Origin of the sequence: Enterobacter sp. RHBSTW-00901 (assembly GCF_014103115.1) — a bacterium.
Taxonomy (GTDB): domain Bacteria; phylum Pseudomonadota; class Gammaproteobacteria; order Enterobacterales; family Enterobacteriaceae; genus Enterobacter; species Enterobacter cloacae_P.
The window spans coordinates 1214179-1228079 of the sequence record NZ_JABXPB010000001.1; the positions used below are offsets into that span (position 1 = coordinate 1214179).

A 13901-nucleotide genomic window follows, 5' to 3' on the forward strand; every position below is an offset into this window, starting at 1 on the left:
GAACTTTTATTTACTGTCCGATTTATATTCGTACTCGTAGTACCCGTAATCCTGATAACCACTCGCGCGACGGAAGATGGAGTTCAGGATCACCCCTTTCACCTCAATACCGTTCTGTTCAAAACGGCTCAGGCTGGTTTCCACCTCTTTGATGGTGTTCACCGCATAGCGCGCCACCATCAGCGTGGTGCCTGCATGGCGGCCCACAACGGCAGCATCGGTGACGGCCAGAATTGGCGGTGTATCAATCAGCACCAGGTCGTAGTGTTTGCTCGCCCACGCCACCAGTTGGCTAAAGCGCTCACTCATCAGCAGTTCAGAGGGGTTAGGCGGTACCTGTCCACGCGGGATCAGGTCAAATTTCGGGATCGAGGTCGGTTTAGCACTTTCACTAATCTCCCCTTTACCGAGCAGGATTTCCGACAAGCCGTTGACGTTGTTGGTGCCCAGCAGCTCGTGGGTGTAACCCTTACGCATATCGCAGTCGATCAGCAGCACGCGTTTATTGGTCTGGCTCACCACCGCCGCCAGGTTGGCACAGACGAATGTCTTACCAATCGACGGGCTTACACCGGTCATCATCAGGACGTTATTTTTAGCCTGCATCATGGCAAAGTGCAGGCTGGTTCGCAGGCTGCGCACCGCTTCAATCGCCAGGTCAGTTGGGTTACCCACCGCCAGAAGCTGGCTCTGTTTGTAACGCTTAACGCCCTTCACGGTTTTGACGCTGTCATGCGATTTCTGCCACTCGGACAGAGGAATGCTGGCATACACGCTGATGCCATTCTCTTCCAGCGCCTGTGGGCTTTCGATACCACGGTTGAACAGCGAGCGCAGCAATACGCCGACGATGGAAAGCATCAGGCCAAGAATAATGCTGCCGAGAATAATCAGCGCTTTCTTCGGCTTCAGCACACCAGGCTGGGTAATTGCCGGGTCAACGATACGCACATCGCCGACGGTGCTGGCTTCGGTGATTTTCAGCTCCTGCTGTTTATTCAGCAATTGCATATACACCTGCTGACCAGATTCCACGTCGCGGGTCAGACGCACAATTTCCTGCTGCGTCTTTGGCATCGCGGTCACGCGGTTATTCAGCTTCGCCTTCTCTTCTTCCAGCGTCTGGCGTTTTTCCAGCAACGTGCGGTAGGCCGGGTGACGTTTGGTGTAGAGCTTAGAGATTTCGGCTTCTTTGAAGGTCAGTTCGTTGAGCTGTGCGTCAATGTTAACCATTGAATCGAGAACCGATTTTGCTTCCAGCGGTAAATCAACGGAATCTTTATCCTGACGATAGGCATTCAGTTTATTCTCTGCATCATCCAGATGAGCGCGCACCTCTGGCAGCTGTTTCGCCAGGAAGGCGAGGCTTTTTGCCGCTTCCGCCGATTTACGCTCCACGTTCTGCTCAAGGTAGTTGCGGGTAATGCTGTTGAGTACGTCGCGGATTTGATCTTTATCCTCACCGGTAAAAGTCATGCTCAGAACGCCGGTGTCCTTACCATTTTCGGTGACGGTCAGGTTATTTTGCAGATTATTGATCATCCCCAGCGTGGAAAATTTGGTGACCGTAAACTTACCCCCTTCCTGCGCCTGAATGCTGCTCACCATCATGCTGACGCCGTCTTTGGTGAGCATCTGCCCCACTTCACCCCGCGCACTAAAGCCCGCATCGCTGGTCAACTGATACTGTTTCGGGCTCAGCACGGTCAGGGTAAACGTCTGATCCGCGCCCCCTTTCGGCAGCACAAAATCCGTCACTTTCACGGTGTCATTGCTGCGGCCCATCAGGCGATCCCAGCCCGCACCAAATACCGGGAAGGTATTTTTGGTGACGGAAATATCCAGCCCCAGGTCGTGAACCGTTTTACCGAGTACCAGACGCGACTGGATAAGCTGAATTTCGGCGTCTGATGCCGGAGGCTTGTTGGCCAGCGCGGAACCAATGTCCTGCACCAGCGAGCTACCGGTGTTCTGCTCAATCTGCATCAGCGCATCGGCGCTGTAGATTGGCGTCGCGAACAGCGTATAGACCACCGCCGCAGCGGCAAATACGGCGGTGATCCCAATCACCCACCACTTCGCTTCTACAACGGTGCCGACCAGGCGACCAATATCAATTTCATCACTGCCCGAAGTCGGGGCGGCAGAAAGTTTTGTTTTTTCTGTCATTGTTATCCCTGCTGAGCTTTCAGTGCCTGCGCCCACTGACGGGCAGACTGGTCAAGTAAGGTGTATACCGCTTCAAACGCCTCACGACTTTTGCGATACGGATCGGGGATTTCACGTTCATTGTCCCAGTGACCAAACAGCATCACCTTGCCGCGCATCTCCGGCGCGATGTCGCACAGCGCGTGAATGTGGCGTTTTTCCATCGTCAGGATCAGGTCATACTCCCGGCACATCCGGCCGGAGACCTGGCGGGCGCAGTGCCCGTCAAGGGAAAGGTTGTGACCGTTGGCAACGCTGGTGGCACGTTCATCGGCACTTTTACCGACCAACGCACCAAGCCCTGCGGAGTCAACGGTGAGTCCGGGCTGATAATTTTTCAGCAACCGTTCCGCCGTCGGGGAACGGCAAATGTTCCCCACGCATACCACCAGAATTTTGTTAAACATCGCGGGTTACCAGGTATGAATGTCGCGCGCCGTATCCGTCATGTAGCGAACGCCACTGATGGTTGGCAGCAACTGGTTGATCAGGCGGTTCCAGCGGGCAACTGGCGCGGTGGTGACGTACACCACATCGTATGGCTGCAGGCGGAACGACGTTGCCATTACCAAAGACGTCGCATCAGACATATCCAGCTGGTAGATATTGGCAATCTTGCCTTTGGCGCTGGCGTCGTTCTTCAGAGGACGGATCACGAAGATACCGCTGGCGTTGGAGGACGTCAGATCGATGCCTTCCGCATTGCCCAGCGCTTCGGTCAGGGTCATACCGCTGAAGTCCATCTTGAGGGTGCTCTGCTTCTTCACTTCGCCCATCACGAACACTTTCAGATCGTCGTTGCGTGGTACGTAGAGAATATCGCCCGGATAGAGCAGACGGTTCTGGGTCAGGTCACCGTTTTGCATCAGCGCCTGCAGGGAAATGCGCTGCTCTTTGCCGTTATGCGTGAGTACCACGTTGCGCCAGTCAGCGCCGTCGGTTAAACCGCCTGCGGCGTTAACGGCGTCCAGCACGGTGAGGGGGACGTTGGTAATGGCCTGCTGGCCAGATTTGTTCACCTGCCCGGAGATATAGGCTTTCTGCGAGCGGAATGCGGCGATATTAACGTCCACCTGCGGGTCAGCAATGTACTGCGCCAGGCGGCCGGTAATATCACTACGGATCTCGGCGAGCGTTTTCCCTGCAACATGCACTTTGCCGATATAGGGATAGAACATGGTCCCGTCAGACTGCACCCAGTTCCCGGTATCGCTTGAGCTGCGATACTGGCCCGCCGGAGTCGTCAGTTCCGGGTGGTCCCAGACGGTCACGTTGATCACGTCTCCTGGCCCTACGCGGTACTGATAAGAGGCTATTTCCTGGTCCAGAGACATATTCGGCTGGGCAACATTTGGACGTGGGCGTAATTGTTCGACCAGACGCGGCGTCAGCGGATAAACATTCACCATTTTGTCGAGGTCAAAATCAGCATCCTGCTGTTTGATCACATCCTTGCCCATTGTTGACATATTGCTGCCGGGAAAGACCGTACAACCACTCATCAAGGTCACCGACACCAATAATGGCATCAATTTCATTTTGGATTTCATCATTGATTATTTATCACTTTGGCAGAGTAATTACCCTGTGAAATTTAAATAAGCCCGGGTCTTTTGGCTTTCAGCATGCAGTTAATCAAATAGAAATATAACTGGCATCAGTCCTAAAAAAAGCTTATTCACCCACTGGCTATTGACAGAATAATCGAGGCTGATTCACTCGCGTCCGGGCACGCTACCGCCCTTGGCTTTCAGTTACCAATCTACTGACTAAACAATATGTTATGGAAAGACACCCTCTTGAATCAGGTCTTATAGCAAATATACCAACCACTTCAGAGAAGTTGCTGATAATGAATAACCGAGACTAAAGACCGGAACAATAATAGCAACAAGGAGATTTAACATTTGATGCTGAGGGAATTGTTGCAGCTAACCTAATAGCAGGCAAGAAGACATCCGCCCTGATAACTATTTTTAAGAATAATATTAAGAGCAAATTTTTCACATTTTAGGATTTTCTTTATATTGACAAAAAACACATTAAAATCATTAATTGCGATATATCCTAAATATCTCACTTAATAATCAAATATACGCCTTTACCTTATTTACAGTATTCTCAGCATATTTTCTTTTTCTCCCGCTTATTAAGAGAAATCTCACCCTGGCATTGCAATTTCCTCTGGTTTTATCCATGATCAAAGTGTGACATTGGTCATATAACAGAAGGTATTGCTATTACTATGGAATGGATTGCCGATCCATCACTCTGGGCCGGGTTGGTTACGCTGGTCGTCATCGAATTAGTACTCGGTATTGATAATCTGGTCTTTATCGCCATCCTCGCCGAAAAATTGCCACCTTCGCAGCGTGACCGGGCGCGCGTGACGGGTTTGTTGCTGGCGATGGTGATGCGACTGTTGCTGCTGGCGTCAATCTCCTGGCTGGTCACGCTGACCACGCCGCTGTTTACCGTTTACAACCTGAGCTTTAGCGCCCGCGATCTGATCATGCTTTTTGGTGGGTTGTTCCTGCTGTTCAAAGCCACGGTAGAGTTGAATGAGCGGCTTGAAGGGAAAGACAGTGAAAACCCCACCCAGCGCCGGGGCGCTAAATTCTGGCCAGTGGTCGCGCAAATTGTGGTGCTGGATGCGGTCTTCTCGCTGGACTCGGTCATCACTGCCGTCGGGATGGTAGACCATCTGGCCGTGATGATGGCCGCCGTGATTATCGCCATTGTACTGATGGTCATGGCGAGCAAAGCGCTGACACGGTTTGTGAACAGCCACCCGACCATCGTCATCCTCTGTCTGAGCTTCCTGCTGATGATTGGCTTTAGCCTGGTGGCCGACGGTTTCGGATTCCACATTCCAAAAGGCTATCTGTACGCCGCCATTGGTTTCTCGGTCATGATTGAATCGCTTAACCAGCTGGCGATTTTCAACCGCCGTCGTTTTCTGTCTGCTAACCAGAGTCTGCGCCAGCGCACTGCCGACACGGTAATGCGCCTGCTCAGCGGACAAAAAGAAGATGCGGAGCTGGATGCCGCATCCTCCGCGATGCTCGCCGATCACAGCGACGGGCAGATTTTTGACCCGCAGGAGCGGCGGATGATTGAGCGGGTGCTCAATCTGAACCAGCGTTCAGTCAGCAGTATCATGACCTCACGCCATGACATTGAACATATCGATCTGGCCGCCCCGGAAGAGCAAATCCGCGCGTTGCTGGATAAAAACCAGCACACCCGCGTGGTCGTCACTGGGGAAGAAGAGGAAGAAGAGCTGCTGGGCGTCGTGCATGTTATCGACCTGCTGCAACAACAGCTGCACGGCGAACCACTCAATCTGCGCGCACTGGTGCGCCAGCCGCTGGTGTTCCCGGAAACGTTGCTGTTGCTCTCGGCTCTGGAGCAGTTCCGTAACGCGCGCACCCATTTTGCTTTTGTGGTGGATGAGTTTGGTTCGGTTGAAGGGCTGGTCACGCTCAGCGACGTAATGGAAACCATCGCCGGTAATCTCCCCAACGAGGTAGATGAAATTGATGCGCGCCATGACATTCAGAAAAATGCAGACGGTTCATGGACGGCCAACGGCCATATGCCGCTTGAAGACCTGATCCAGTATGTTCCCCTGCCTCTGGATGAGAAACGTGAGTACCACACCATTGCCGGTTTGTTGATGGAATATCTGCAGCGCATTCCGGTACCCGGTGAAGAGGTACAGGTCGGGGATTATCTGATTAAGACATTACAGGTGGAGAACCATCGCGTGCAGAAGGTACGGTTAATACCGCTACGCGATGAGGAAGAGATGGATTTTGAGGTGTAAAAAAGCCGGGTGGAGGCTACGCCTTACCCGGCACAACAGACATCAAAGCTTATTGAGCAGCTTCTTCGCATCTTTCCCTGTCTGTGAATCCTTATTCCGATCCGCCCAGTCGTTCAGCCGACGTTTGGCTTCATCCTGCAGATGCTTACGCAGGATCTGATCCACCTGAAGGCTGTAATTCAGCGCCTGCCATTTGCCGTACACGCTAAGCGGGATCGGCGTCTCTTTCAGGAAGTCGACCAGTTTGCTTTCACCCTGCCAGCCGGAAAGCACACGCACGTTAAAACGGGTATCTGCCGTCTCTTTCACCAGATCCAGCGAGCCTTCGCCCGTTAACGACAACAGGGATGAAGAGCCCTGCATGCCGTCCAGAGAGAGCTGCCCGTTGTCCAGCGTCAGGTCACTGGTAAAGCTATCGAGACGCGTTGCGCTGTCGTAATTTTCCTGGGCCTGGACGTTACTGCTGCGTTCAACCGCCTGCTGAACCAGTTGCTGGAAGTTGAGTCCTTCCATACGGCTGTCTTTTAGCTCAACGTGAGCCTGCCCCTGCCAGTCGCGGCGGAAGACGTCAGCATCGATCTTCGCCCCGGAAAAGTCCCCGGCCAGCGTCAGCTGCCCCGTCATGGATATCGGGTAGTTAAAGGCTTTCAGGATCGTACCAATCTCAACGTTGTCGAGACGCGGCTGGAACTCCGCGCTGGCGGGTTCTGTACGCACATCCAGCGAGCCAGGCAGAGAAACATGCCCGGTCCCCATTTTGCCGCTCAGCTCGGAGACAACCAGCAACCCGTTATGGTTAAACATCTGGCTGCTCACATTGGTAAAGTCAATGCCGCGCCAGCGCACGCTGTTGGCTTTCAGCAGAATGTCTGCCGTGAACCCGCGCAGACCGTTATAGTCTGGCTGATCAATATTGGAGGAGATAACCGGGCGCGTCTGTTTCATCTGACTCTGCCCCGATTGCTGCACATCACTGTCCGGCGCGGCGGCCTGGGTCACGAGCAGGTTCTCCAGGTTCAGATTATCAAACTGCAGGTTCAGCACCCATTTCGGCTTCTGTTCAAGAGAAACACTCGCCTGCCCTTTCAGGCTGCTGTCGTTCGCCTGCAGGTTAAGGTTATCCAGCTCCAGCTGTTTTTGTTCTTCACGCCATACGGCTTGCAACGTTCCCTGGCCGGTAATTCCCTGAGCAGGAACATCGGCCCCCGTCAGTTGCCAGTTCAGTTGCTGAATATCTGCCGTGAGCTGGTGCGGATAATCCGACGCATTCACGCTGGCATTCAGCGACAGGGTCAGATCGCGCTGATCGCGGTTTACTCGTCCACTGAAATCCACCGTGGCACGATGGTGCGCGTCCTGCTCCATCTTCAGGTTAATGTTGCGTACAGTGACCTGATCATTATCTTCATGCTGGAAAACCAGCACACTGTCGGCCACTTTCAGTTTACCGATATCAAATGACCAGCCTGTATCAGACGCCCCATCTGGCAGGGTGTTTTCACGTGGTGCAACCGGCGCATCCGCGTTTCGCACGGCTTCAGTTTGTGGGGTAAGCTGAATGACCGCGCTTTTCAGCATCACCTGGTCTACCTGCAACTGGTGTGAAAAGAGCGGGAACAGCGCCACATCAAGACGCATGTTATCGGCCGATACCAGCGGCTGAGTGGCCCCCGGTGCGGTTAACGACATACGGCCTGAGAGAATGCTGAGTTGCGGCCAGACGTGCCACCGCAGCGGCCCATCCAGCTTCAGTTCATAACCGCTGCGCGCTTCAACCTGCCGCACCATATAGGCACGGAAATCATTAGGGTTAACCAGCAGAACCAACGCTGAAAGGCCAGCAACCAGCACCACCAGCAATATCATCAGCGTTGTCAGAACTCTTCTCATGGCATCCTCAGTGGACTAACGATCAGTCTTTATCAATACGACTGGCAACCGCACCCTGCTGGTCGCGATATTTTGCATCCTGACGGCGGTTATAAGGACGCTCTGCCGGACCTGTCAGGGGTTCAAAGCTCAGCGCGCCAATCATCATACCCGGGCGCAGTGCCAGCGGTAGTTTACCGGCGTTGAAGAACTCCAGCACGATACGGCCCGACCAGCCTGGATCGATACGGTGCGCGGTCACGTGTACCATCAGCCCCAGACGCGCCAGAGAAGAACGGCCATCAAGCCAGCCAACCAGATCCGCAGGCAACGTGACGGATTCAAACGTCACCGCCAGCGCCAGCTCACCCGGATGCAGGTAAAACGCATCACCCTCGTCGAGGACAATTTCGTCACTCATCACACGATCAAGCGCCGCGCTGACTTCGTCCTTCGGCCCGCTGAGGTCGATAAACGGTGCAGTGTGGCCGCTAAAGGTGCGGAATTTATTTCCCAGACGCACGTCAACGGTCACACCATTGATACGCTCCACCGGCGGGCGCGGGGTAATAGACAGGCGGCCTTCATCCAGCCAGGCTTCTATATCGCGATCACAAAGACGCATGGCACTTTCTCCTTTCGTGCATCGTGCCCTGAGGGTTTACTGACTCAGGGCAAAACCAGGTTATATCTGAACGGTACACAATTCGCGTGGCTTATTCAAAGAACTGGCTGATTTTCGCTTTTAAGATATCAATAGCAATGCGGTTTTTACCGCCGCGAGGCACGATGATATCGGCGTATTGCTTGGATGGTTCGATAAATTGCAGGAACATCGGACGGACGGTTTTCTGGTATTGCGCCATGACAGAGTCCATCGAACGGCCACGTTCGTTAACGTCGCGCTTAATGCGGCGCATCAGGCAAATATCCAGTGGGGTATCGACAAAAATAGAGAAGTTCATGGATTCACGCAGACGCGCGTCGGTCAGAAGCAGGATGCCTTCGAGGATAATCACCTTCTTCGGCTCGATACGAATCGTTTCCTGCGTGCGGGTATGTTCCACGTAGCTATAGACAGGCAGTTCAATCGCCTGGCCATTCTTAAGCGCTTCTAAATGCTGGAACAGCAGGCTGTGATCCATTGCATTTGGATGATCATAATTCGTTTTTACGCGCTCTTCCATCGACAGATGGGATTGGTCTTTGTAATAGCTATCTTCGGGAATGACGCCGATGTGCTCATCACCAACTTGTTCACGCAGTTCGCGGTAAAGCGTACTGGCAATAAGACTTTTACCTGAAGCCGATGCGCCGGCGATGCCTATGATGACGCACTGATGAGACTTATCAGTCATAAATTTAGCGACCTGATTGACCTGGATGTTAAGGAAGGACGACGCCGGAGCGTCAAACGCGGCAATTATAGGGATTTCGTGGGCGTGATACCAGTCGAAAGCGCAGGATATGCGAGAGAGGCTGAAAAGTGCCTTTTCGATCCCTTAGTGAAATTTAAACGAACATTTTTTCAGCGTTTAATATGAATTTTTTGCAGAGTAACTATTTAATAACTCTATGATGTCAAATTATGAGCAGTCGCCATATGAATTGTAAATTGTTTGTACTAGCATAAGCCAAATTATTAAATTCTCTCGTCCGGGCCTGGCTCCTGACGGCATGGCGTCTTTGGATAAAGCGGTAATGAATAAACAATACCAGCGGGTTTTGGTTACTACCCCACATCCTTTATTACGACTTGTCTGTCTGGGCCTGGTCACCTTCATCTTTACGTTGTTCTCGCTGGAGCTCACCCGCTCCGGCACGCTGCTGGCTCCCCTCTGGTTTCCCACCGCCATTATGATGGTGGCGTTTTACCGCCACGCAGGAAAAATGTGGCCTGGCATTGCGCTGGCCTGTTCATTTGGCAATATTCTGGCCACCTGGATGCTCTTTTCCTGGGAGGCAACGAGCTTCACCTACCTCTCGATAAACCTGATTGAAGCCTTTATTGGCGCGGTCATACTCCGCAAATGGCTGCCCTGGTATAACCCATTACAAAACCTGGGTGACTGGATCCGTCTGGCGATCGGCAGTGCGCTGATACCACCGCTGGTGGGTGGGGTACTGGTGCATTTTCTGATCCCCAGCCCGGAACCACTTCGTACCTTCCTGGTCTGGGTGCTTTCTGAATCCATTGGCTCGCTGGCACTGGTTCCACTGGGTCTGCTCTTTAAGTCACACTATTTGCTTCGCCACCGCAATCCGAAGCTGCTGCTGGAAACCTTGCTGACGATGGCCGCCACCCTGACGCTAAGCTGGGTGGCCGTAACCTGGGTACCGTGGCCGTTTACCTGCGTCATCGTCCTGCTCATGTGGAGCGCCGTGCGTCTGCCGAGGATGGAAGCCTTCCTGGTGTTTTTAGTCACCGTGATGGTCATTTCGCTGATGATTGCCCGAAATCCCCTACCGCTGGCAACCCAGAATGCCAGCGCCATGCTGAATGCCCCCTGGCTGCCATTCCTGATGATGCTACTGCCAGCCAACGTCATGACGATGGTGATGTATGCATTTCGTGCCGAACGTAAGCATATAACCGAAAGCGAAGAGCGTTTCCGTAATGCAATGGAGTATTCCGCCATCGGTATGGCTCTGGTGGGGGTTGAAGGGCAGTGGCTACAGGCGAACAAAGCGCTGTGCAGTTTTCTTGGCTACAGCCAGAAAGAACTTCAGTCGCTCACCTTCCAGCAGCTCACGTGGCCGGAAGATTTGAATTCCGACCTGAAGCTGCTTGAACAGCTTGTGAGGGGGGATATCAATAACTACAGCCTTGAGAAACGCTATTACACCCGCAATGGCGAGGTCGTCTGGGCGCTGCTTGTTGTTTCAGTCGTACGCCATGCGGACGGCTCCCCACTCTACTTTATCGCCCAGATTGAAGACATTAACGATCTCAAGCAGACCGAGTGGGTCAACAAACGCCTGATGGAACGTATCACCCTTGCTAACGAAGCCGGTGGTATCGGGATTTGGGAGTGGGATCTGGAGCCTGACATCATCAGCTGGGATAAGCGGATGTTCGAGCTGTATGAAATTCCGCCACATATCAAGCCGACGTGGCAACTCTGGCACGAGGCGATGGTGCCAGAAGACCGCGCCCACGTGGAACAGGTGATCCGCGACTCGCTGATGGACAGGCTGCCGTTTAAGCTTGAGTTTCGTATTCGCGTCAAGGACGGCATACGTCATATTCGTTCGCTGGCAAACCGGGTGCTGGATAAACAGGGCGAAGTTGAACGCTTGCTTGGCATCAATATGGACATGACCGAAGTTAAGCAGCTGAATGAAGCGCTGTTCCAGGAAAAAGAGCGTTTGCACATCACGCTCGACTCCATCGGTGAAGCGGTGTTGTGTACCGATATCGACATGAATGTCACCTTTATGAATCCCGTCGCCGAGAAGATGAGCGGCTGGCTGCAAACCGAGGCTATCGGGCAGCCGATCCTGACGGTGCTGCATATTACGTTTGGTGAGAATGGCCCACTGATGGAGAATATCCACAGCGGCGATATGTCCCGTTCTGCGATTGAACAGGATGTGGTGCTTCACTGTCGCACTGGCGGGAGCTTTGATATCCATTACAGTATCACTCCGCTCAGTACGCTGGACGGGCAAAATATTGGCTCGGTTCTGGTGATTCAGGATGTCACCGAGTCACGCAAAATGCTGCGTCAGCTGAGCTACAGCGCCTCCCACGATGCGCTCACCCATCTGGCAAACCGGGTCAGCTTCGAAAACCACCTTAAACGCCTGTTGCAGACCGTGCAGGAGACGCGCCAGCGTCATGCGCTGGTGTTTATCGATCTCGACCGCTTCAAAGCCGTTAACGATACCGCAGGCCATGCGGCGGGCGACGCCCTGCTCCGGGAACTCTCTTCGTTAATGCTGACCATGCTGCGCTCAAGCGACGTCCTGGCACGTCTGGGCGGCGACGAATTCGGGCTATTGCTGCCGGACTGCAATATCGAAAGCGCACGCTATATTGCAGGCCGTCTGATCCACGCCATCAACAATTACCACTTTATGTGGGAAGGACGTCTGCACCGCATTGGTGCCAGCGCCGGTATCACCCTGATTGATGAAAATAACAATCAGGCGTCGGAAGTGATGTCGCAAGCCGACATCGCCTGCTATGCCTCGAAAAACAACGGGCGTGGTGTCGTCACCGTTTACGAACCGCAGCAGGAGCGGATCCACAGCACGCGCAGCATGATGTCGCTTGATGAACAGTGGCATATGATCAAGGACAATCACCTGATGTTGATTGCCCGTAGCGTCGCCTCCCCGCGTATTCCGGAGAGCTGTAATTTCTGGCTGATCTCATTACGCCTGTGGACTAACCAGGGCGAAGTCCAGGAAGAGCACGCCTTCCGTTCGAGCCTGGCGGAGCCTGAACTGTTACACGCCCTCGACCGACGTATTTTTAGCGAGTTCTTCCGCACCTATGCCGCGCAGGTGGCCAGTAAAGGTATGGGAGTGGCACTGCCGCTTTCTGAAGCCGGTTTAGCCAGCGTCACGCTGGTCGACGAGTTGCTCGATCTTCTGGATAAAGGCACGCTGCCGGGTCGTCTTCTGCATCTGGTTATTGCTGTCGACGTGGTGCGTAACCCGGATGAGAGAGTCCAGCAGGGGCTGCAAAAGCTCCGTCATGCTGGCTGTCGCGTGGTGCTCAGCCAGGTAGGACGTGACATGAACGTCTTTAACCACCTGAGCGCCAATATGGCCGATTATCTGATGCTGGACGCAGAAATGGTGACGAACATACACGGCAATCTGATGGATGAAATGATGGTTGCCATTATTCAGGGCCATGCACAGCGGCTGAGGATGAAAACCCTCGCCGGGCCAAGCAACCAGCCGATCATGATGGATACCCTTTCCGGTATCGGCATTGACTTCATCTACGGCGACACCATCGCCGAACCACAGCCGCTGGAATTACTTCTGAATACCAGCTATTTCGCTATCAACTGACGGCACCCAACCGTCGGTATACCAGATGTGCAGCAGTGCGTAAGAGCGCCACGGCTGCCAGCGCTGGGCGTATCGACGGATCTGCGCCGGGGTCATTCCGGCGAAGCGCTGTTTAATCAGATAATCATCCGGCAGGAAAACATCTTTCGCCTGCCAGCCGCGCAGGGCAAGGTAGTTTGCCGTCCAGCGCCCAATCCCCGGCCGCTGTTGTAACGCCTTCATGCCTTCTTCAATATCCGCAGGCGGGAAAAGCGGAAACGTTCCGTCGACCACGGACTGCGCCAGATGAATCAACGACTCCGCCCGCCTGACCGGCATCCCGAGAGCTTTCAACGCCAGTGGGTCGGCCGCCGCCAGCGCTGCCGGTGTCGGGAAGCAGACATAGCCCGGAGAATCCTTAACCGGTTTGCCACACAGCGCCACAACACGCGAGGCCAGTTTCGCCGCCATCGCCACGCTGACCAGCTGCCCCAGAATCGCCCGCACGCCCTGCTCCCAGGCATCCATTGCCCCCGGTAAACGTAAGCCTGGCCGCGCAGCACCGAGTTCGCCCAGCGCCTCCTGAATTTGCTGCGGATCGCAGGCAAGATCGAACAGACGTCCGATGCGCTCCAGGCAGGTCTGTGCCACTGGCGTCAGCCCCACACTGAACGTTACCTCCAACGTATGGGTGCGGATATCCGGCGTGACGCGAAATATCCCCTGATGTCCCTCACAGGCAAAACTGCGTTCGTAGTATTCGTCCGTGACAGTTTCGACACCCGCTACCGCACGCACGCCAAGAAAGCCAAACATCCATTGCCAGTCATAAGGGGGTTGCCACGTCAGGGTATACATTGTTGCTCCTTTTATGTTCCCCTCAGCATAAACCGAAAGATCTTGTTGCGCCTTGCTTTCATATTCCAGTTGTCGCCGGGAAGACATTTCGTTAAAGTCTCGCCCCTTCTCACTGGCATGGGGATTT

9 protein-coding genes are annotated in these 13901 nt (G+C 53.8%); 2 read left to right on the plus strand and 7 right to left on the minus strand.

Translation table 11 applies throughout. From position 1 onward, the window contains the following. Positions 1–6 precede the first annotated feature (6 nt). Genes wzc through HV318_RS05975 form a run of 3 tightly spaced genes read right to left on the minus strand, consistent with a single transcriptional unit; the run spans position 7 to position 3761 of the window. On the minus strand, positions 7–2169 hold the full coding sequence (gene wzc, locus HV318_RS05965; RefSeq protein ID WP_182271989.1) for a tyrosine-protein kinase Wzc: 2163 nt from the start codon (positions 2167–2169) through the stop codon (positions 7–9). 2 nt (positions 2170–2171) lie between these two features. Next, positions 2172–2615 (minus strand): low molecular weight protein-tyrosine-phosphatase Wzb, encoded by a 444-nt coding sequence (wzb, locus tag HV318_RS05970; protein ID WP_182271990.1) that lies wholly within the window; start codon positions 2613–2615, stop codon positions 2172–2174. Between the two features lie 6 nt (positions 2616–2621). Then, the gene (locus HV318_RS05975; protein ID WP_182271991.1) at positions 2622–3761 is read right to left on the minus strand and encodes a polysaccharide export protein; all 1140 of its coding nucleotides are present in this window, start codon (positions 3759–3761) and stop codon (positions 2622–2624) included. A 692-nt stretch (positions 3762–4453) separates the two neighbouring features. Between HV318_RS05975 and HV318_RS05980 the strand changes: the two genes are divergently transcribed. After that, positions 4454–6037, plus strand: a complete 1584-nt coding sequence (locus HV318_RS05980; RefSeq protein WP_182271992.1) for a TerC family protein — start codon at positions 4454–4456, stop codon at positions 6035–6037. A 42-nt stretch (positions 6038–6079) separates the two neighbouring features. On the opposite strand, the gene asmA is transcribed toward HV318_RS05980, so the two are convergent. From asmA to udk, 3 genes are all read right to left on the minus strand, one after another. Next, positions 6080–7927 (minus strand): outer membrane assembly protein AsmA, encoded by a 1848-nt coding sequence (asmA, locus tag HV318_RS05985; protein WP_182271993.1) that lies wholly within the window; start codon positions 7925–7927, stop codon positions 6080–6082. 22 nt (positions 7928–7949) lie between these two features. Beyond that, positions 7950–8531, minus strand: coding sequence for a dCTP deaminase (dcd, locus tag HV318_RS05990; RefSeq protein WP_182271994.1), 582 nt, complete (start codon positions 8529–8531; stop codon positions 7950–7952). A 91-nt stretch (positions 8532–8622) separates the two neighbouring features. Continuing rightward, positions 8623–9264: a uridine kinase gene (gene udk, locus HV318_RS05995; RefSeq protein ID WP_182271995.1), complete on the minus strand. Its 642-nt coding sequence runs from the start codon at positions 9262–9264 to the stop codon at positions 8623–8625. Between the two features lie 343 nt (positions 9265–9607). Here udk and HV318_RS06000 point away from each other — a divergent pair, with 343 nt between their 5' ends. After that, the gene (locus HV318_RS06000; RefSeq protein ID WP_182271996.1) at positions 9608–12937 is read left to right on the plus strand and encodes a diguanylate cyclase; all 3330 of its coding nucleotides are present in this window, start codon (positions 9608–9610) and stop codon (positions 12935–12937) included. On the opposite strand, the gene alkA is transcribed toward HV318_RS06000, so the two are convergent. Continuing rightward, on the minus strand, positions 12902–13774 hold the full coding sequence (alkA, locus tag HV318_RS06005; RefSeq protein WP_182271997.1) for a DNA-3-methyladenine glycosylase 2: 873 nt from the start codon (positions 13772–13774) through the stop codon (positions 12902–12904). The two genes, HV318_RS06000 and alkA, sit on opposite strands and share 36 nt — an antisense overlap. Between the last annotated feature and the right edge of the window lie 127 nt (positions 13775–13901).